This is a genomic window from Pantoea sp. GW821-FHT03E06 (assembly GCF_059420725.1).
Genome location: NZ_JBWKUG010000001.1, coordinates 1,259,817 through 1,280,603, shown reverse-complemented (window position 1 = coordinate 1,280,603; position 20,787 = coordinate 1,259,817). Strand labels below are relative to the sequence as shown.

General features: G+C 55.5%; 20 protein-coding genes. 13 read left to right on the top strand and 7 right to left on the bottom strand.

The window, feature by feature from the left end; all coding sequences use genetic code 11:
* The first annotated feature begins 83 nt into the window (after positions 1–83).
* Complete coding sequence (bioA, locus tag AC07WB_RS05915; protein ID WP_097094518.1) at positions 84–1,379, top strand: adenosylmethionine--8-amino-7-oxononanoate transaminase; 1,296 nt, start codon at positions 84–86, stop codon at positions 1,377–1,379.
* 29 nt (positions 1,380–1,408) lie between these two features.
* Positions 1,409–1,885, top strand: coding sequence for a kinase inhibitor (locus tag AC07WB_RS05910; protein ID WP_097094519.1), 477 nt, complete (start codon positions 1,409–1,411; stop codon positions 1,883–1,885).
* Positions 1,886–1,955: 70 nt separating this feature from the next.
* Here the strand turns inward: AC07WB_RS05910 and pgl are convergent, their stop codons facing one another.
* Positions 1,956–2,948 carry a 6-phosphogluconolactonase gene (gene pgl, locus AC07WB_RS05905; protein ID WP_097094520.1) on the bottom strand — a complete coding sequence of 331 codons (993 nt, stop codon included), beginning with the start codon at positions 2,946–2,948 and terminating at the stop codon, positions 1,956–1,958.
* 148 nt (positions 2,949–3,096) lie between these two features.
* On the opposite strand from pgl, the gene AC07WB_RS05900 reads away from it, so the two are divergent.
* Positions 3,097–3,915: a pyridoxal phosphatase gene (locus tag AC07WB_RS05900; RefSeq protein WP_345827051.1), complete on the top strand. Its 819-nt coding sequence runs from the start codon at positions 3,097–3,099 to the stop codon at positions 3,913–3,915.
* A 56-nt stretch (positions 3,916–3,971) separates the two neighbouring features.
* Here AC07WB_RS05900 and modC read toward each other — a convergent pair whose 3' ends face one another.
* The 4 genes from modC to AC07WB_RS05880 form a co-directional block, all read right to left on the bottom strand.
* Complete coding sequence (gene modC / locus AC07WB_RS05895; protein WP_494940175.1) at positions 3,972–5,030, bottom strand: molybdenum ABC transporter ATP-binding protein ModC; 1,059 nt, start codon at positions 5,028–5,030, stop codon at positions 3,972–3,974.
* A complete protein-coding gene (gene modB / locus AC07WB_RS05890) occupies positions 5,030–5,722 on the bottom strand; it encodes a molybdate ABC transporter permease subunit (protein ID WP_097094523.1) in 693 nt (230 codons plus the stop codon). Before modB ends, modC begins: the two co-directional genes overlap by 1 nt.
* Complete coding sequence (gene modA, locus AC07WB_RS05885; RefSeq protein ID WP_097094524.1) at positions 5,719–6,492, bottom strand: molybdate ABC transporter substrate-binding protein; 774 nt, start codon at positions 6,490–6,492, stop codon at positions 5,719–5,721. The genes modB and modA overlap by 4 nt, the downstream gene beginning before the upstream one ends.
* A 128-nt stretch (positions 6,493–6,620) precedes the next feature.
* Positions 6,621–6,779, bottom strand: coding sequence for an AcrZ family multidrug efflux pump-associated protein (locus AC07WB_RS05880; RefSeq protein ID WP_097094525.1), 159 nt, complete (start codon positions 6,777–6,779; stop codon positions 6,621–6,623).
* A gap of 118 nt (positions 6,780–6,897) precedes the next feature.
* On the opposite strand from AC07WB_RS05880, the gene modE reads away from it, so the two are divergent.
* From modE to gpmA, 6 genes are all read left to right on the top strand, one after another.
* The gene (gene modE, locus AC07WB_RS05875; RefSeq protein ID WP_400455081.1) at positions 6,898–7,680 is read left to right on the top strand and encodes a molybdenum-dependent transcriptional regulator; all 783 of its coding nucleotides are present in this window, start codon (positions 6,898–6,900) and stop codon (positions 7,678–7,680) included.
* Between the two features lie 76 nt (positions 7,681–7,756).
* Positions 7,757–9,229: a molybdate ABC transporter ATP-binding protein ModF gene (gene modF, locus AC07WB_RS05870; RefSeq protein WP_097094527.1), complete on the top strand. Its 1,473-nt coding sequence runs from the start codon at positions 7,757–7,759 to the stop codon at positions 9,227–9,229.
* A 268-nt stretch (positions 9,230–9,497) separates the two neighbouring features.
* A complete protein-coding gene (galT, locus tag AC07WB_RS05865) occupies positions 9,498–10,541 on the top strand; it encodes a galactose-1-phosphate uridylyltransferase (RefSeq protein WP_494940174.1) in 1,044 nt (347 codons plus the stop codon).
* Positions 10,542–11,690 carry a galactokinase gene (gene galK, locus AC07WB_RS05860; RefSeq protein ID WP_494940173.1) on the top strand — a complete coding sequence of 383 codons (1,149 nt, stop codon included), beginning with the start codon at positions 10,542–10,544 and terminating at the stop codon, positions 11,688–11,690.
* Positions 11,684–12,718, top strand: coding sequence for a galactose-1-epimerase (gene galM, locus AC07WB_RS05855; RefSeq protein ID WP_494940172.1), 1,035 nt, complete (start codon positions 11,684–11,686; stop codon positions 12,716–12,718). Before galK ends, galM begins: the two co-directional genes overlap by 7 nt.
* Before the next feature lie 151 nt (positions 12,719–12,869).
* Positions 12,870–13,622, top strand: coding sequence for a 2,3-diphosphoglycerate-dependent phosphoglycerate mutase (gene gpmA / locus AC07WB_RS05850; RefSeq protein ID WP_008109047.1), 753 nt, complete (start codon positions 12,870–12,872; stop codon positions 13,620–13,622).
* A gap of 61 nt (positions 13,623–13,683) precedes the next feature.
* On the opposite strand, the gene aroG is transcribed toward gpmA, so the two are convergent.
* Positions 13,684–14,736, bottom strand: a complete 1,053-nt coding sequence (gene aroG, locus AC07WB_RS05845) for a 3-deoxy-7-phosphoheptulonate synthase AroG (RefSeq protein ID WP_097094531.1) — start codon at positions 14,734–14,736, stop codon at positions 13,684–13,686.
* A 299-nt stretch (positions 14,737–15,035) separates the two neighbouring features.
* Between aroG and AC07WB_RS05840 the strand changes: the two genes are divergently transcribed.
* From AC07WB_RS05840 to zitB, 4 genes are all read left to right on the top strand, one after another.
* The gene (locus tag AC07WB_RS05840) at positions 15,036–15,371 is read left to right on the top strand and encodes a YbgS-like family protein (RefSeq protein WP_097094532.1); all 336 of its coding nucleotides are present in this window, start codon (positions 15,036–15,038) and stop codon (positions 15,369–15,371) included.
* A gap of 103 nt (positions 15,372–15,474) precedes the next feature.
* Positions 15,475–16,059, top strand: a complete 585-nt coding sequence (locus AC07WB_RS05835; protein ID WP_097094533.1) for a response regulator transcription factor — start codon at positions 15,475–15,477, stop codon at positions 16,057–16,059.
* Positions 16,041–19,127, top strand: a complete 3,087-nt coding sequence (locus tag AC07WB_RS05830) for a hybrid sensor histidine kinase/response regulator (protein WP_494940171.1) — start codon at positions 16,041–16,043, stop codon at positions 19,125–19,127. Before AC07WB_RS05835 ends, AC07WB_RS05830 begins: the two co-directional genes overlap by 19 nt.
* Positions 19,096–20,061, top strand: coding sequence for a CDF family zinc transporter ZitB (gene zitB / locus AC07WB_RS05825; protein ID WP_097094535.1), 966 nt, complete (start codon positions 19,096–19,098; stop codon positions 20,059–20,061). The genes AC07WB_RS05830 and zitB overlap by 32 nt, the downstream gene beginning before the upstream one ends.
* Here the strand turns inward: zitB and pnuC are convergent.
* Positions 20,058–20,777 carry a nicotinamide riboside transporter PnuC gene (pnuC, locus tag AC07WB_RS05820; RefSeq protein ID WP_097094536.1) on the bottom strand — a complete coding sequence of 240 codons (720 nt, stop codon included), beginning with the start codon at positions 20,775–20,777 and terminating at the stop codon, positions 20,058–20,060. The two genes, zitB and pnuC, sit on opposite strands and share 4 nt — an antisense overlap.
* Between the last annotated feature and the right edge of the window lie 10 nt (positions 20,778–20,787).

Genomic DNA, 20,787 nt, shown 5'->3' with positions numbered 1-20,787 from the left:
CTCCAAAAAAAAGGGGGTTCATCCCGACGATTAACGTGGTTATACTTGTAAACTAAATCTTTTTAAAATGGTTTACAATACGCATGTTCACTCAGGACGACCTCAACTTTGACCGCCAGCATATCTGGCATCCCTATACGTCGATGCGCGATCCCCTGCCCTGTTATCCGGTGGTGGCAGCGCACGGCTGCCAGCTACAGCTGGCCGATGGACGTGAACTGGTTGATGGCATGTCGTCATGGTGGGCAGCGATTCACGGCTATAATCATCCGCGTCTTAACCAGGCACTGCAGCAGCAAATGGCGCAGATGTCGCACGTGATGTTTGGCGGGATTACGCATCCGGCAGCAGTTGAGCTAAGCCGCCAGCTGATTGCCATGACGCCCGAGGCGCTTGAGTGCGTATTTCTTGCTGATTCCGGTTCGATCGCTGTCGAAGTGTCGATGAAAATGGCTCTGCAATACTGGCTGGGACGTAATCAAACGCGACAGAAATTCCTCACGCTGAAACGCGGTTATCATGGCGACACCTTTGCCGCGATGTCGGTGTGCGATCCGCAAAACTCCATGCACAGCCTGTGGCGTGGCTATTTGCCGGAGCACCTGTTTGCCGACGCGCCGCAGTGCGCATTCGATGCTGAGTGGAATGAGGCCGATTTCGCCGATTTCGCGCAGCTGGCCGAAACTCATCATCGTGACATCGCGGCGGTAATTCTGGAGCCGATTGTGCAAGGCGCAGGCGGCATGCGCTTCTACCATCCGCGCTACCTGCAACAGGTGCGCGAACTGTGCGATCGCTACGGTTTACTTTTGATTGCTGACGAAATCGCCACCGGCTTTGGCCGCAGCGGCAAGCTATTTGCCTGCGACCATGCGGGTATCACGCCGGACATTCTCTGCCTCGGCAAAGCGCTGACCGGGGGCACTCTGACGCTATCCGCTACGCTCACTACGCGTGAAGTCGCCGATACTATCAGCCGCAGCGCGGCAGGCTGCTTTATGCATGGTCCAACCTTTATGGGCAACCCGCTGGCCTGCGCGGTGGCGGTGGAAAGTCTGGCGATGATTAATGAAGGTCACTGGATGACACAGGTGCCCCACATTGAACAGCAGTTACGCGCGGAACTGTTGCCGCTGCGCAGTCATCACGCGGTAGCCGATGCCCGCGTGCTGGGGGCGATTGGCGTGATCGAAACGCATAAGCCGGTGAACATGGCGGCGCTGCAACAGTTCTTTGTGCAATGTGGGGTGTGGATCCGTCCGTTTGGCCGTTTGATTTATCTGATGCCACCTTATCTGATTTCTACCGCCGAGCTGACGCAGCTCACACGGGCGGTCAGCGCGGCACTGGATGTTGCGGCGCATTTCCACCATGATTGAGAGCACTGCACAACCACAAAGGAGCGATCATGCGTGTATTCAGCCAGGATTTTAACGATGGCGATAAGATGCCAGAGCGGCACGTTTTCAATGGGATGGGTTATCAGGGCGACAATTTGTCACCGCATCTGGCATGGGATGATGTCCCGGCGGGCACCAAAAGCTTTGTCGTGACCTGCTACGATCCCGACGCGCCAACGGGCTCCGGCTGGTGGCACTGGGTGGTAGCGAACATTCCCGCCGAAGTAACCGTACTGCCACAAGGTGCCGGTTCTGGCGTGGCGGAACTGCCAGAAAGCGCCATTCAGACACGCACCGATTTTGGCCAAAGCGGCTATGGCGGCGCCGCTCCACCGCAGGGCGAATCGCATCGCTACATCTTTACGGTGCATGCGCTGGATACGGACAAGATTGAGGTAGATGAAGGTGCGAGTGGCGCGATGGTTGGTTTTAACGTGCATTTTCATGCGCTAGCCAGCGCGTCGATTACGGTGAAATACGCATAATAAGAAAGGTCGCCATTAATGGCGACCCTACGACGGATTTTGTAGGGTGCGCATTTATGCGCACCTAATATCACAGTTGGTGGATGACGACCCACATCGGGCCTTGTCCTACCGCGTAACGCGCCAGCGGATGCAGTAGGCCGCGCTCCTGGATTTTATACACCTCGATATGGTGCGATTTCTGCCCTGCCGCGACCAGATATTGTCCGCTATGGTCAATGTTGAAACCGCGTGGCTGTGTTTCCGTTGGCTGGAAACCTTCAATCGCCAGCACGGCACCATCTTCACTGATGCTGAACACGGTAATGGTGCTGCTGGTACGGTCGCAGGCATAAAGGAAACGGCCATCTGGCGTAATGTGAATATCGGCGGCCCAACGCGTGTCGCTGAAGTCTGGCGGCATCATATCAAGGCTCTGCACGCGCTCGACCTGGCCGTGTACGTTGTTTAGTGCCCAGACATCCACCGTGCTATCCAACTCATTGACCACGTAACCGTAGGCACCGTTCGGGTGGAACGCCATATGCCGCGGACCCGCGCCTTCAACGGTGGTGACCTGCGCCTGCTCGCGCGGCGCTAACGTGCCGTCGGCATTCAGCTGGTACAGGCAGATGCGATCCTGCTTCAGCGCCGGTACGAACAGCGTTTGGTTGTTCAGGTCAATATTTGCTGAATGGCAGCCGTCTAAACCGTTAATCACATGGCTTGGTGCCTGCGGCAAGCCATCGCTACCAATTGGGCTGACGCTGACGCAGGCATCGTTATACGAGCCGCAGAACAGATAGTTGCCGTGACGATCGGTGGAGATGTGCGTTGGGCTGCCCGGCAGCGGCGCTTCGCCAGCCAGGCTCAACGTACCGTCGGCCGCAATGCGGAACGCCAGTACGCGAAAATTCGGACGAGCACCGACATAGAGAAAATCTTTTTTCGGGCTCACCACCATCGGCTGCACCTGCCCGGCAACATCCGTTACCTGCAATAACGTCAGTGCGCCATCTTCCTGTAACTGCCAGGCGTGGATCTGCTGGCTCTCGGGACTGGCGGTATACACGACTTGTTTCATGCGTTTTCCTTATTCGCTGCCTGATGAAAGGGATAACTGTAGCGCGTTTCATTTTGTCGCGCTGGATTCATTTGTGCCCTGTTTTTTGTCTCAGGGCCGCTGCCGGGTGTAGACTTAACGCTTTGCTAACTCCCGGACGGAAAGTGTAATGAGCTACCGCGTAATCGCCCTTGACCTCGACGGCACCCTGCTGACCCCGAATAAAACCATTCTGCCAGAATCCATTGAAGCGCTGTCCCGCGCGCAACAGGCGGGCGTCAAAGTGCTGATCGTTACCGGTCGCCACCACTGCGCTATCCACCCTTTTTATCAGGCACTTAAGCTGGATACACCCGCAATCTGCTGTAATGGCACCTATTTGTATGATTATTCGGCGAAGAGGGTGCTGGCTGCCGATCCGCTGGATAAAAGCAAAGCTGCGCGTGTGATTGAGATGCTGGATGAAGAGAATATTCACGGCTTGCTGTATGTCGATGACGCGATGCTGTATCAAACGCCAACTGGCCACGTAACGCGTACGCTAAACTGGGCGCAGTCACTGCCGGAAGCGCAGCGCCCGCTGTTCCTGCAGGTGCCAAGCCTGGCGCAGGCCGCCATTGAAGCCAAATCGATCTGGAAATTTGCGCTGTCGCACCCCGATACGCGCGCACTGCAGCAGTTTGCCGAGCGCACCGAAGCCGAACTCGGTCTGGCGTGCGAATGGTCGTGGCACGATCAGGTGGATATCGCACAGGCAGGAAACAGTAAAGGCAAGCGCCTCGCTCAGTGGGTGGAGAGCCAGGGCTTCAGCATGCAAGACGTGCTGGCGTTTGGCGACAACTATAACGATCTCAGCATGCTGGAACAGGTGGGATTAGGTGTGGCGATGGGCAATGCCGATGACGCGATCAAAGCGCGCGCCAAAAAGGTGATTGGTACCAATGTGGAACCGGGCATCGCGGAAGTGATCAACCAGGAAATCCTGTAACCGAAGGATGTTGCGGCGCAATTTATTGCGCCGATTTTATCAAACCGTGCAATAAATCATGCCGTAATCGACACGCTTTTAATCTGGGCATACAGCCACTGATCGGGACGAATCCCCAGCTCATCTCGCGCCCACGGCGAAATACGCGCCCACAGCTCGCTGATGCCAATGCGCAGTTTCACTTCCACCTGATCGTCAATCTCCAGCAGCTCGACCACCTTCGCCGGCAGGATATTGCGAATCGACGTATTTTGCGGTGGCTGTAGCGCCAACGACACATCGGCCGAGGCGATGCGAATACGCAGCGGCGTTTTCAGGGGATGATTCACGCGGCTGACCCAAATGTGCTGATCGCCGAGCGACAGCGCCGTCATCGGGTAATTCGGATGCTGCTCCAGCACCTGCACACGCAGTACGCTGGTGCGTTCAGCCATCGGCAGCCACGGTCGCATTGCCGAGCTGCTCCACACTTTCTCCAGTGGCCCAAACGCCTTTACCTGGCCCGCGTCCAGTACCAGCACGTTATCCGCCAGCTGCAAAATTTCATCAAGACTGTGTGTGACGTAAAGGATGGCAATATCCACCTGCTTCGCCAGCTTTTGCAGATAGGGCATCAGCTCACGTTTGCGCGGCAAGTCCAGCGATGCCAGTGGTTCATCCATCAGCAAAATATCTGGCGCAGTCAGTAATGCGCGGCCAATCGCCACGCGCTGTTTTTCTCCACCCGACAATGAGGCCGGAAAACGACTGAGCAACGGCTCTAAACCGAGCAGCGCTACCAGCGCGTTGAACTGCGGTTTCATTGATGCCGCCATGCCATATTGCAGGTTGCCGCGCACGCGATAGTGTGGGAACAGCCGCGCATCCTGGAACACGTAGCCAATACGGCGCTTTTCCGGCGGCAAATTGACCCGCGTTTCCGCATCAAACAACAGACGATCGTTCAGCTGAATCTGACCGCGCTGCGGCTGAGTCAGGCCGCCAATGGCATTAATTAATGAGGTTTTACCTGCACCGGAGACACCGAAAATCGCCGTGATACCGCTGCCAGGGATGCTGACGCTGACATCGAGCTGGTGATCGCCCAGCTGTTGAGAAATTTGCAGATTGAGCATTATGCGGCTCCCAGCCGTTTGCGGCCCCAGCGCGCCAGCAGTTCGGATGCCACCAGCGACATCAACGCCAACGCAATCGCCACAGCACACAGGCGGGCAGCAGTGCCTTCCGCGCCGGGCGTTTCAATCAAAGTAAACATCGCCGACGGAATGGTGCGTGTTTCGCCGGGAATGTTGGAAACAAAAGTGATGGTCGCGCCAAATTCGCCCAGCGAACGGGCAAAGGCCAGAACTGTCCCGACAATAATGCCCGGCAAAGTGAGCGGAATGGTGATGGTGAAGAACACACGCCAGCGTCCGGCGCCAAGCGTACGCGCCGCCTGCTCCAGTTTGGTGTCGACCGCTTCAAGTGCGAGGCGAATAGCCCGCACCATCAGCGGAAAGGCCATCACCGCGGATGCCAACACCGCACCGCGCCAGCTAAAGGCAAAGGTGAAGCCGAACCAGTCATATAACCATTCGCCGATAAAGCCGCGTCGGCCCAGCGCGATCAGCAATAGGTATCCCACCACCACGGGCGGTAATACCAGCGGCAGGTGAATAAGGCTATCCACCAGGGTTTTGCCTGGAAACCGGCAGCGCGCCAGAATCCAGGCCATCATGATGCCAAACGGCAGGCTGCACAGCACCGCTACACAGGAAACTTTCAGGCTGAGAAACACAGCCTGCCATTCGGGATCGCTCAGTATCATTTCTTCGGCGTAAATCCATACTGTTTAAACACTGCAGCGGCATCCGGCCCCTGCAAATAGTTGTAGAAGGCTTCTACCGTTGCGTTCTGATGATCTTTGACAATCGCCATCGGATATTCCACAGGTTTGTGGCTATCTTCCGGGAAACGTCCCACTACCTGCACTTTTTCGCTGGCAACGGCATCCGATCCATAAACGATGCCGTAAGGCGTTTCGTTACGTTCAACCAGTGCTAGCGCAGCGCGCACATTATTCGCTGGCGCCAGCTGCGGGGATAAAGCGTCCCACGCGCCCAGTTTCTGTAATGCTTCTTTGGCATAAATTCCGGCTGGTACGTGATCCGGATCGCCCACCGCCAGCCGCTCGCCTTTTAGCAAACTCTTCCAATCGGTTTGGTTATTGATGGTAACCGTTTTCGCTGCGTCACTTTTGGGTGCAATCAGTACTAAATCATTGCCGAGCAGCGTGTAGCGCGTGCGGGTTACTACGCTGTTTTTACCGACGACATCGTCCATCCACTGCTGATCGGCTGAGATGAACAGATCGGCAGGTGCCCCCTGATCAATCTGGCGCGCCAGCACCGATGAAGAGGCAAAAGAAGAGACCACTTCAACGCCGGTTTTCTTCTGGTATTGCGTGGCGATCTCCTGCAGCGCATTAGTCAATGACGCGGCGGCGAACACGGTGATCTTCTCCGCGGCCACAGCCTGACCGGCCAGGGTCACACTTAAAACTGTTGCAGCTGCCCAGCAGTAATGATTTTTTTGCATTTGTTGCTCCTTGTTACGTTATATATTTGATAATACAACGTGAGCACACATGCGTCATGAGATTGTTATCGGCAGGATTTTTCGGAAGTTAAAAAACAAAACGCCCGCGAGATGCGGGCGTTGAGGAATTAGTGTTGTGAGCTATTGGCAGGGCGGTCTTCGCGGCGGCCAAATTTAGAGATGACGTTAAAAACTTCACCCAGGCCATAAATCAGACCGAGCATAATCGCCATCACAATCGGCACCATGATGATAGCCACGGCCAGGCTTTTTAGCAGTTCCAGCATGGAAACCTCACGCAGAAAATAAAAAAGTGATTGTAACGGTTAGAGAAAAAAACGCACTGCCCTTTTCGTGCTTTTACTTTTAAGCAGTAAACTGAGCTGATTAACCAAAGGAGCTGACATGCAGGCAGAACTTTCTCTTCATATTCGTCTTCAGCAGAAGCTGTTTGCCGATCCGCGCCGTATTGAGCTGCTGAAACGCGTGCAGCAAACCGGCTCCATTAGCCAGGGCGCGAAGCTGGCGGGCATCAGCTACAAAAGTGCCTGGGACGCGATTAACGAAATGAACCAGATGGCCGATCAAATCTTAGTTGAGCGCGCTACCGGTGGCAAAGGCGGCGGCGGCGCGCAGCTAACGCAGTATGGCGAGCGTCTGATTCAGCTGTTCCTGCTGATGGAGCAGATTCAGCAGAAGGCATTCGATGTGTTGCAAAACGACAGCTTGCCGCTCGACAGTCTGCTGGCGGCGATTGCGCGTTTCTCGCTGCAAACCAGCGCGCGTAACCAGCTGTTTGCTACAGTGCTGGCCAGCGATCACCAGCATGTACAACAGCATATTGATGTGCTGCTCGCCGACGGCGTTACGCGTTTACAGGTGGCCATCACCGAACGCAGCGCCGAGCGGCTGCAACTCGATAGCGGCAAAGAGGTATTGGTGTTGATTAAAGCGCCGTGGATTCACGTCAGCAGCGCGCCAGGCCACAGCGGCAACCAGCTGGCGGCACACATTAGCGCCATTGAGCCTGGCGAGCTGGTTAGCGAAGTGCTAATGGCGCTGCCGAGCGGAGAGACGCTATGCGCCACCGTCACCAACGACGAGGTTAAACAGCAGAATCTACAGGTTGGCGCCAGTGTGACCGCCAGTTTTAATGCCGAACACGCCATCATCGCCACACTGCTCTGAATTCAGCGCCATGATTTGACTTCGCGGATATCGCTGGTTAAAACAGAACGACACGATGCAAAAAACGGAATGAATCATGGCTTCATTGCAAATTTCGCAAGGCATATTTCACCTTAGCGACTCCCGAGCACTGTCCCTTCACGATTTAACCCTCAACAGCGGCGAAAGCTGGGCCTTCGTCGGCGCGAATGGCAGCGGTAAATCGTCGCTGGCGCGCGCCCTCTCCGGCGAGTTATTGCCGGGTAAAGGCAGCGTGCGGCAGGATTTCCAACGCCGTGCACGTCTTTCACTCGAGCAGCTGCAGAAGCTGGTGAGCGATGAGTGGGAACGCAATAACACCGACCTGCTAAGTGATGGCGAAGACGATACCGGTCGCACGGCTGCGCAGATCATCCAGGACGAAGTTAAAGATGACGCGCGCTGTCAGACGCTGGCGCAGCAATTTGGTATCAGCTATTTGCTGGATCGCCGCTTTAAATATCTCTCCACCGGTGAAACGCGCAAAACGCTGCTGTGTCAGGCGCTGATGGCGCGGCCGGATCTGCTGATCCTCGATGAACCTTTTGATGGGCTGGATGTGGCATCACGCGCCAGCCTGGCACACACTCTCAACGATCTGCATCAAAACGGTTACACCGTGGTGCTGGTGCTGAATCGCTTTGACGATATTCCTGCCTTCGTTGAGAACGTAGGCGTACTGGCAGAGTGCACACTGACGCACGTCGGTGAACGTCGTGCAATATTGGCAGAAGCGCTGGTGGCACAGCTGGCGCACAGCGAGACGCTTTCCGGCATGGCGCTGCCGGAAGCGGATCAGCCCGATCAACTGCCGCAGCTGGCCGAAGATGCGCCGCGCGTGATACTGCGTAACGGCGTGGTGTCGTACAACGATAAAGCGGTAATTGATGGTTTAACCTGGCAGGTGAATCCCGGTGAACACTGGCAGATTGTTGGGCCGAACGGCGCAGGAAAATCGACCCTGCTCAGTTTGGTCACCGGCGATCATCCACAGGGATACAGCAACGATTTAACACTATTCGGTATCCGACGCGGTAGCGGCGAAACCATCTGGGATATCAAGCAGCATATCGGCTACGTTAGTAGCAGCTTGCACCTTGATTATCGCGTCAGCTGCAATGTGCGCACGGTGGTGCTTTCCGGTTTCTTCGATTCCATTGGCCTGTATCAAGCGGTGTCCGATCGGCAAAAAGCCCTGGCGCGGCAGTGGCTGGCGCTGCTCGGCATGGATAATCAGCTGGCCGACGCGCCATTTCACAGTTTGTCGTGGGGACAACAGCGGCTGGTGCTGATTGCGCGTGCGCTGGTCAAACATCCCACGCTGCTGATCCTCGATGAACCACTGCAAGGACTTGATCCGATTAACCGCCAGCTGGTGCGTCGCTTTGTCGATGTGCTGATTGGTGAAGGCCGTACGCAGCTGCTGTTTGTGTCCCATCACGCCGAAGATGCTCCGCAGTGCATCACGCATCGTTTAAGTTTTGTCGCGCAAGAACAGGGTTACGGTTTCCTGCAGGAAGCACTGCGGTAATTGGCGGTCGCCATTAATGGCGACCCTACGAAAGCGCTTAGTAGGGTGCGCATTCATGCGCACCGGAATTAAAATCCCCCCTTAATGTAACCGCTACCATTTCATTGCCTGGTAAATCAACAATCACACGCAACAACCCCACAAAATGAGAATCGTCACCTTGTGTAAACGATACCATTTATCCAGACTGGATCACGCTTTCACGCGGGTCTTTGTGCTACTTTGATCAAAACCATTTTTATCTTTTTGCCGTTTACCAGGACTTATCATGGAAAAATTTAACCCGGTTGATCATCCGCATCGCCGCTATAACCCATTGATCGACCAATGGGTGCTGGTTTCGCCGCATCGCGCTAAGCGTCCGTGGCAGGGCGCGCAGGAAACGCCGGCGCTGGAACAGCTGCCCGCTCACGATCCTGATTGTTTCCTGTGTGCTGGAAACACCCGCATTACCGGCGACAAAAATCCCAACTACAAAAGCACCTATGTCTTTACCAACGACTTTGCTGCGCTGATGACCAATACGCCCGACGCGCCGCAGAGCGAAGATGTGTTGATGCGCTGCGAAAGCGCGCGCGGCACCAGTCGCGTAATCTGCTTCTCGCCGGACCACAGCAAAACGCTACCTGAGCTGCCGCTGAGCGGCCTGGAAGACATTGTGCGTACCTGGCAGGAACAGACCGCCGACCTCGGACAGCATTACCCTTGGGTTCAGGTGTTCGAAAACAAAGGTGCGGCGATGGGCTGCTCTAATCCCCATCCGCACGGCCAGATTTGGGCCAACAGTTTCTTACCTAATGAAGCGCAAAAAGAAGACAACAATCAGCGCCGTTATTTTGATGAGAAAGGTTCGCCACTGCTGGTTGATTACGCGGCGCGTGAACTGAAAGATGGCAGCCGCACGGTGGTGGAAACCGAGCACTGGCTGGCGGTCGTGCCCTGGTGGGCCGCCTGGCCGTTTGAAACGCTGCTGCTGCCAAAAGCCCATGTGAAGCGCATTACCGATTTAACGGAACCGCAGCGCACCGATCTGGCGCTGGCGCTCAAGCAGCTGACCAGCCGCTACGATAACCTGTTCCAGTGCTCATTCCCCTATTCGATGGGTTGGCACGGTGCGCCGTTTAACGGTGAAGCCAACGATCACTGGCAGCTGCATGCCCATTTCTATCCACCGCTGCTGCGTTCAGCCACGGTGCGCAAATTTATGGTTGGCTATGAAATGCTGGCCGAAACCCAACGTGATTTAACGGCGGAACAGGCAGCTGAACGTCTGCGTTCTATCAGCGATGTCCATTTCCGCGAGGCGCAATAAATGTCATTAAAATCCATTACTCAACAGGTTTTCGCTGACACTTTCGGCTATCAACCCACCCACAGCATTCAGGCGCCGGGCCGCGTGAATTTGATCGGCGAACACACTGACTATAACGATGGCTTCGTGCTGCCGTGCGCTATCGATTATCAAACCGTGATTGCCTGCGCCAAACGCGATGATCGTGAAGTGCGCGTGATTGCCGTTGATTACGACAATCAGCAAGACAGTTTCTCGCTGGACGCGCCCATTGAGCCGTTAAAAGAGCCGATGTGGGCCAACTACGTGCGCGGCGTGGTGAAACATCTGCAGAAACGCGATGACAGCTTTGGTGGCGTGGATATGGTGATCAGCGGCAACGTGCCACAGGGCGCAGGCTTGAGTTCATCGGCATCACTGGAAGTGGCGGTCGGCACCGTGTTCCAGCAGCTGTATGCGTTGAAGCTGGACGGCGCCGCCATTGCGGTGAACGGCCAGGAAGCCGAGAACCAGTTTGTAGGCTGTAACTGCGGCATTATGGATCAGCTGATTTCTGCGCTCGGCCAACCCGATCACGCCATGCTGCTCGATTGCCGCACGCTGGGTACGCGCGCGGTCTCCATGCCAGAAGACATCGCGGTGGTGATCATCAACTCTAATTTCAAGCGCACCCTGGTGGGCAGCGAATACAATACGCGTCGCGAACAGTGTGAAACCGGTGCCCGCTTCTTCAACAAACCCGCACTGCGTGATGTCACGCTGGAAGAGTTTGCAGCCTCCGAAGGTGAGCTGGATGCGCTGGTAGCGAAGCGTGTGCGCCACGTCATTACGGAAAATGCGCGTACGCTGGAAGCGGCCGATGCCTTAAGCGCGGGCGATCTGAAGCGTATGGGCGAACTGATGGCTGAATCACATGCCTCGATGCGTGATGATTTTGAAATCACCGTACCGCAAATCGATCAGCTGGTTGAAATTGTGAAAGCAGAGCTCGGCCCGCGTGGCGGCGTGCGCATGACCGGCGGCGGTTTCGGCGGCTGTATTGTGGCGCTGATGCCAATCGATCTGGTCGATGCCGTGAAGGCGGCAGTGGCCGCAAAGTATGAAGCGCAAACCGGCATTAAAGAAACCTTCTACGTGTGCAAAGCCTCCGCAGGAGCAGGCCAATGGTAACTGACGTTAATTCACACGCGCCAGATGGGCAACCGTGGCGCATCACCGTGTTGCGCAATCGCAACGGCATGGTCGCCACCTTTATGGATTGGGGTGCCACCTGGCTATCGGCACGCGTGCCAATGCGCGATCACAGCGTGCGTGAAGCGCTGCTCGGCTGCGCTACACCGTCCGATTATCTGCATCAGGATGCCTATCTCGGCGCTACCATCGGCCGCTACGCCAACCGCATCGCCTCGGCAGAACTTAAGCCGCTTAGTCTGCTGCTGGCCGCTAATCAAGGTGCACATCAGCTGCACGGCGGACCGGAAGGTTTTGATAAACGTCGCTGGCAAATTCTTAGCCAGAGCGAAAGCGAGGTGCACTATCGCCTCGATTCGCCCGATGGCGATCAGGGTTATCCCGGCAATTTGATTGCTGACGTGATCTATCAACTGGATGATGATAATTGCCTGTCGATTCGCTATGAAGCGAAGACGGATAAGCCCTGCCCGGTCAATCTGACCAATCATGCTTACTTTAACCTTGATGCGCATCATGGCGATGCGCGCCAGCATCGCTTACAACTGCACGCCGATCGTTACTTGCCGGTGGATAGCGAGGGAATTCCCAACGCACCGCTGAAAGAAGTGGCTGGAAACAGTTTTGATTTCCGCCAGCCGAAGCGCGTCGCTGATGAGTTCCTTGCCGATGACGATCAAAAAGCGGTGAAAGGTTATGACCATGCCTTTTTACTCAACACGGCAGGCGACAGCAGCCAGCCCGCGGCTCATTTGTGGTCTGCGGATGGCAAGCTGGAGTTGAGCGTTTTTACCGCCGCACCGGCGCTGCAATTTTATACGGGTAACTATTTAGCGGGCACCCGCGCCCGTGAGCAAGACAGCTATACTGCTTTCCAGGGCATTGCTCTTGAAAGTGAATTTTTACCGGATTCGCCCAACCATGCTGAATGGCCGCAGCCCGATTGCTGGCTGCAACCTGGCGACAGCTGGCAGTCCGTGACGCGTTATCGCTTCACGCCGCACTGAGCCGCCGGATGAAAAACGCGCACTGCGTCACCGACAGGCTTACGCAGTGCGCTGTTTTCGGCTATGGTATGGCGCTATTAGTGAGCCGCTTCTTAGGCGGCCGCAGCCGGTTTCAATACTAATCGTAAATCGAGCATTAAGGAGTAAAGCTATGGCCGTAACTAAGCTGGTACTGGTGCGACACGGCGAAAGCCAGTGGAACCAGGAAAACCGCTTCACCGGATGGTACGACGTGGATCTGTCTGACAAAGGTCGCACGGAAGCCAAAGCAGCTGGTCAGCTGCTGAAGAAAGAAGGTTTCGTGTTTGATTTTGCTTACACCTCAGTGCTGAAGCGCGCTATCCACACGCTGTGGAACGTGCTGGATGAGCTGGATCAGGCCTGGCTGCCGGTTGAGAAAACCTGGCGTCTGAACGAGCGTCACTACGGTGCGCTGCAAGGTTTGGATAAAGCAGAAACCGCCGCTAAATACGGTGACGAGCAAGTTAAACAGTGGCGTCGTGGCTTTGCCATCACGCCACCGGAACTGGACCGCGCTGATGAGCGTTTCCCAGGCCACGATCCGCGTTACGCTTCACTGACTGACGCGCAGCTGCCAACCACCGAAAGCCTGGCGCTGACCATCGAACGTGTTATTCCTTACTGGAACGAAAGCATTCTGCCGCGCATCAAGAGCGGTGAGAAAGTGATCGTTGCCGCACACGGTAACTCCCTGCGCGCACTGGTAAAATACCTCGATAACCTGAGCGAAGATGAAATCCTTGAACTGAACATCCCAACTGGCGTGCCGTTGGTGTATGAGTTCGACGAAAACTTCAAGCCGCTCAAACGTTACTATCTGGGTGATGCTGACGAGATCGCTGCGAAAGCAGCAGCCGTTGCCAACCAGGGTAAAGCCAAGTAAGCGAACGCTGAAACGCAAAAAGGCCAGACTCGCGTCTGGCCTTTTTTATTGCACGCCGCGATTAACCGCGACGCTGTTTAACCGCCTGCGCCAGTTGACGCAATGCTTTCTCGGTATCTGCCCAGCCGATGCACGCATCGGTCACGCTCTGGCCATACACCAGCGCTTTACCGCTTTCGAGGCTCTGGTTACCTTCTACCAGATGGCTCTCAATCATCACGCCGGTAATCGCCTGCTCGCCGCCCGCAATCTGCTGCGCCACGTCGTCAGCAACCACCATCTGACGCTGGAACTGCTTGCTGCTGTTGGCATGGCTAAAGTCGATCATCACCTGTGGACGCAGATCCGCTTTCTCCAGACCGATTTTCACCGCGGCTACATGTTCAGCGCTGTAGTTCGGCTCTTTGCCGCCGCGCAGAATGATGTGGCAATCTTCGTTACCGCTGGTTTCGACAATGGCCGAGTGGCCATACTTGGTGACGGAGAGGAAGCAGTGTGGCGCGCTGGCCGCACCAATGGCGTCAATCGCCACTTTAATGGTGCCATCGGTGCCGTTTTTGAAACCAACCGGGCACGAAAGGCCAGAAGAGAGTTCACGATGCACCTGTGATTCGGTGGTACGCGCGCCAATTGCGCCCCAGCTCATCAGATCGGCCATATATTGCGGTGTGATCATATCAAGGAACTCACCCGCCGCCGGCAAACCCATATCGTTGATATCCACCAGCAGCTTGCGCGCCAGGCGCAGACCGTCGTTGATCTGGAAGCTGCCATCCATAAAGGGATCGTTGATCAGCCCTTTCCAGCCGACCGTGGTACGCGGTTTTTCAAAATACACGCGCATCACCACTTCTAAATCATCTTTGAGCTCTTCACGCAGTTGCAGCAGGCGCGCCGCATACTCTTTCGCCGCTTTAGTATCATGAATTGAGCAAGGACCGATGACCACCAGCAAACGATCATCCTGACCGTGCAAAATGCGGTGAATCGCCTGACGTGATTGGGCAACGGTTTCGGCAGCTTTATCGGTGGCGGGGAATTTTTCAAGCAAGGCAACAGGAGGAAGTAACTCTTTGATCTCTCTGATGCGCAAATCGTCGTTCTGGTAATCCATACATAATTCCATTCAAATTTCTGGCCCAACGTCCGCCGGGCGCAACCCGCCCACTTTAGCCCTTCATGCGTCGGGTGTAAATTACGCGCGGAGGTTAAATGTACATCTCAAATTTGCATTTATCCATCCCTGCGCTAAGCTTTTTAAATGTAAGCACTAAGGATCGATGTGTTTGCAAAATTTAATATTTAAGCGAAGCGTATAAGGTGGAATTTTATTCCATCGCGGCACGCTATTTTCGTCAATCAACACCAGCCGGTGTTAGACGGCAACTATCCATTAATTACCGGAGCATAATGATGAATAAGTTTGCAATTATCTTTCTCACCGCAGCGATGACTTTAAGTAGCGGTGCGGTCATGGCTGCAGATAACAACGGTGAGGCCAATGCCTCAGCGAAAGCGGGCGCGGCGGCAGGCGGCGCTAAACAAAATCTGCCACCGAATAATGTTGATAACAGTAAAATCAATAACGGCAGCACTAATACTAACAGCGCTGCGACATCGGGTACCGATTCAAGCAATATGTCCAAAACTCAGATTCATAAAAATACACTTTGCAAAGAGGGCAAATGCCCTGATATGAACAAAAAGGTCGGTACTAAACATCATAAAACCGATGGCACTACACAATAACTCAGTCATAGGCTTAAATCGGGAGAGCTTCGGCTCTCCCTTTTATTTTGCCCTGTGCCCTTTTCCGCTATGCTGAAGCAATGAAATTCACAGGAAATGTTTCATGGCTTCATTGCTGCTTATTGATGATCACCCGTTAGTCGAAGTCGCACTGGAAGCGGCCTGCGTCAACGCCCCCATTACGCTCAACATCCATGCCGCTGGCGATGAAGCTCAGGCGCGTCAGTTGTTGCAGCGTCACGCCATCGATTTGATTGTGCTCGACATCGGCTTACCGGATTGCGACGGGTTGGAGCTGCTTCGCCGTTTACGCATGCGCCATCCGCATTGCCCCGTGCTGATCTATTCAGCACAACAGAGTCGCCACACGCTGCTCACTGCGGTTTCACTCGGCGCCGCCGGTTACGTGGTGAAAAGCCAAAGTATGGCGCAATTATTGAGTGCGATTCTAGCGGTGCTGGGCGGACAACAGGCTTTTCCACCGCTACCTGAACGTATCGAACTGCCGCTGACCGAGAAAGAGCAGCAGATCGTTGCGCTATTGGTGCGCGGACTGTCAAATTTACAAATTGGCGAACAGCTGCATATCAGCAATAAAACCGTCAGCACCCATAAGAAGAACATCCTGGAAAAAACCGGCGTGCACTCGGTGGTTGAGCTGGCCGAGCTGTGGAAAGCGCAGCAGTGAGAAAACTCTTTCTATTGGTTTTGCTATTGCTGAGTCTACCGGCGAGAGCCGATTTGCTACCCGCCAGCAGCGTGATGTTACCCGCGATGATGCCCGCGCCGCATGCCGAGCCATGGTCTGGCGCGACATTACGGGTGGCGGTGCCAGCGCAGAATAGCGCCCCCTGGGCGATGCGTATTGGCGATCGCATCTGGGGTATTGATGCCGATTATCTCAGCGCACTCAGTCAGCTCACCGGCACTCGCTTTACGCTGCAAAGCTATGCGGATCGCGCGCAGCAGCTGGCGGCGCTACAGCGCGGCGACGTGGATTTCGTGTTAAGCACCGAGCACGCCGCCTCACCTCCTGAGGTGCTTCTCAGCGATAGCTGGTACAGCAGCCCGATTCGCATCTATCGCAATCGCGATAATCAGCGTGCGGTGATGTTCAACAGCGATACCGCACAGCTCACCATTGCCGATGCCACGCTGGCGCAGCTACCAACCGCGTTTGTGCAGCAGCATCGCTGGCATAGTTTACCGGGCGATTTGCAGGCGCTATACGCCTTGCTTAACCAACAAAGTGATTATCTGATTGCCGATGACGCCAGCGCAGGTTTTCTGCTCGACCAGTTGCAACAGGGACAAATTTACCAGATTGCAGCCGATCCCGGTGCCGGTGAGCTGACGTTACGCGCACTGGCCAAAGACGCCGCCTTGATTCACTGGCTTAACGGCCAGCTTCGTTTGCTGCCTGCCGAGTTTAGCAACCGCGTGCAGCAGCGCTGGAGTCCGCCGCTGCTGCGTTATCAGGACACGCAAACGCTGATGCTTTCCACCAGTGAGAAACAGTGGCTAGCGCAGCATAGAGAGATTCCTTACGCGGTCGAAGCCGATAATGCGCCATGGAGCTACCGCGATAGCAGCGGCAATGCACGAGGCTTTGGCATCGATTTACTCAATGCGCTAAGCCAAAGTACTGGCCTGCATTTTACGCCGCGCTGGGTTAACAATGCGCAACAGGCTGCCACGTTATTGCAGCAGCAGCAGGTCATGCTAAACCTGTTGCAGCCGCTGTTCGGCGACGATGCCAGCAGCAATACCTTGCCAGTGTGGCGTGCGATTTGGGGAATTTACACGATCTCAACGCATCCACCAATGAGTTGGCAATCCCTGCAAGGACAGCGTGTGGGCGTATTGCGTGGCGATTTGGCGCAGCGTTTACTGCCCTCCAGCATCACGCCACAGCTTTTTGACGATCGTGCACAGCTCTGGCAGGCGCTAAATAACGGCCAGATTGATGCGTTAGTCGATAATGTCCTTTCCGCCCGCTGGCGTATGGCGAGCCATACCGACAATCGTATTCATTTGGCTTTCGCCGCCAGCGATATTGCCTGGCCACTGGCGCCACAGGTTAGCGTTGCGCAGCCGGAACTGCGTGCGCTGCTCGATCATGCACTGCAGCAGATTCCCTCTGATACGCTGAGTCAAATGCGCCTGAGCTGGTCGCAGCCTCCGCAGCCGGGCACCACTATGGCGATGCGTAATATCCCGCTGATGATCCTCATTGCGGCTGGCATTACTATCCTGCTGCTGCTGGCGCTCCTGCTGCGGCGCTATTGGCAACAGCGCCGCGATAGGCTGCAGCGGGAGCAGGCCGAGCGCGCCAATGCCGCCAAAAGCCAATTTCTCGCCACCGCCAGCCATGAATTGCGCACGCCGATGCAGGCGATCCTCGGCTTGCTGGAGCTGGAACAGCAGCAGCATCCGAGTGAACGATTAACGCTGATGCACAGCAGCGCGCGATCGCTGATGGCGCTGCTTAACGATTTACAGGATCACGCGAGGATTGAGAGCCAAAGTTTCCGCCTCGCACCACGTCCGCTTAACCTGGCGCATTGGCTGCACCAGCAGCAGCAGTTCTACCACCCTTTAATGCGGGATGCCGGACCGAATTTGGTCGCTGAAGCGCTCACGCCGCTGCCGGCCTGCGTGCTGCTGGATGGCGATCGCCTGCAGCAGGTGGCGAATAATCTGGTGGCTAACGCGCTGAAGTTTACCCGCGAGGGAGAAGTGCGCATTACGCTGGCCGTTGATCAACATATCCAGCTTACCGTGGCCGACAGTGGCAGCGGTATTCCGCTCAGCGAGCAGGCGCAGCTGTTCGAGCCGTGGTATCAGGCGCCGTCCGGCAAAAGTCATGCGGTACAAGGCAGCGGGCTAGGTCTGTTTATCTGTCGCGAAATCGTGCAACGCATGGGCGGTTCGCTGGCGCTTACCTCAGCGCCAGGCCACGGCACCACGGTAAGCGTGCAGCTCCCGCTGGTATTAAGTGATGAGCCGTTGACTGAACGTGCGGAAAGCTGGCCGCATTATCCCCAATTACGTGTCGCAATCGTTGACGATCATCCCACCAATCTTTTAGTGATGCAGCAGCAGCTGGCGAACTTTGGGGTGCAGGCTGAGGTGTTTGAAGATGGCCGCAGGCTGCTGCAGGCCGATGCCCGGATGCCGTTTGAGCTTCTGTTTATTGATCAAATGATGCCACGTCCCGATGGTTTGACCCTGCTGCGCATCCTGCGCCGTCGTCAGCGCCAGCGTGGTAAAACCATGCTACGCGTGCTCTGTTCCGCCGATGTGCAGCTGTTGAAAATGGCGCTGCGGAACGATGAAGCGTTGCTGCTTAAACCCATCGAACTTGATCATCTGGCGCCGCTGCTGGCGCGTGCGGTAAAGGATCCCCTGGAAGTGCTGCCAAACAGTCTGCTGACTCTGGCACAAAACAATCCAGCTTTTATCCCCCGTATCGGGCAAACATTGCAGCGCACGCTGCAACAGGATCGCGATGCGCTGTTAAAAGCCCACCATACGCAGAATTGGGCCGAGCTGGAGCACGCTGCGCACCGGATGAAAGGAAGCTGGCTAATGCTGGGCATTGATGAGGTTGCCGAGCAGTGCCAGCAGCTGATCGCACAGGCTAGACAGCAGCAGTTGAACGTTGATGATCTCAATTTACTGATATCATTAACAAACAGGTTACTTAAACAACTGGAAAATTATGGCACACACTCACTCGCACAGCGCACCTAACAGCAACCGCACGCGACTGGCGGCTGCATTCGGCGTAACGGCGCTGTTTATGGTGGCCGAAGTGGTCGGCGGGATCGTTTCCGGCTCGCTGGCGCTACTGGCCGATGCTGGACATATGTTGACCGATGCCGCTGCGCTGCTAATGGCATTACTGGCCGTACAGTTTGCCCAACGCAAACCTAACGCGCGTCATACCTTTGGCTTACTGCGTCTGACCACGCTGGCGGCGTTCGTCAATGCCATCGCGCTGCTGGTGATTACGGTTCTGATTGTCTGGGAGGCGCTACGTCGCTTCTATCAGCCACAGCCGATTGCTGGCGGTTTGATGCTCGGTATCGCCATTGCCGGGCTGCTGGCTAACCTGCTGTCATTCTGGCTGCTGCATCGCGGCAGTGAAGAGAAAAATCTCAACGTGCGCGCTGCAGCGCTGCACGTGCTCGGCGATTTACTCGGTTCGGTTGGTGCGATTGTCGCCGCCGTGATCATTATGCTGACCGGCTGGACGCCAATCGATCCGATTCTGTCGCTGCTGGTGTCATTGCTGGTGGTGCGGAGCGCCTGGTCGTTACTGCGCGAAAGTCTGCATGAGTTACTGGAAGGCGCGCCAGCCCATATTGATGCCAATAAACTTTCACGCGAGCTCACACGCACTATTGATGAAGTGCGTAATGTGCATCACGTGCATCTTTGGCAAGTGGGCGAAAAACCGGTGTTGACGTTACATGTGCAGGTCATTCCGCCTTACGATCACGACGGCCTGCTACAGCGTATACATCACTTTTTGCACCAACACTATCAGATTGCCCATGCCACGGTACAGATGGAGTATCAGCCGTGTAGCGGAACAGATTGTGAGCTCGGTTTAGATGGCCATTCCGCGCAGCACGATCATCATGATCATACCGCGCTGGAAGGCCACGCCCATCATCATTAATGTGACAGCGCACGCGAGCCCTGTTCGCGTGCGCTTTGCATCCACAGCCGCGAACCATTAAGCGCAATCAGCGTGAGAATGACGTATTCAAGCGACATCGCATATACGCCCTGGCGCGCGAAGATCATCACGCTGATGACGTTGATGACCACCCAAAGCAGCCAGTTCTCGACGTATTTACGCGTCATCAAAATCATCGCCACAATCGACAGCACCATCATGCATGAATCCCAGAACGGGAACGCATCCGGCTGCAATTGTGGCATCGCGACGTTCAGGCCGACACTCTGCATAATGTCCACCGCCGTTTTGGTCAGGAAGGCAAAAACCGGGTCGATGTAAACCGTCATTAGCGCTATCGCTAACACGCATGCAACGCCCCAGCCCATCGCTTTCGGCAGCGGCAGCCAGCGGATTCGCAACTCGGTTTCGTTATTGCTGGTTTGTCGGCTCCATGCATACCAGCCATAGACGTTGGCGACAAAGAAAAACAGCTGCAGTAATAGGCTAGCGTAAAGCTGGATTTGGAAGAAGATCACCGCAAACAACGTGACGTTGATCAGGCCGAAAAAGTAGTTAATGATTTTTTCAAGGCTGGCTAGCCAGATACACAACAGGCCCGCGACGGTGCCGATGGCTTCAATCCACGACAGATCGTAGCCGCCAACGCCCAGCGGAATGTGAACCAGAATATTTTGTGTGCTAAAGAAGTCCATGTGAGGTACC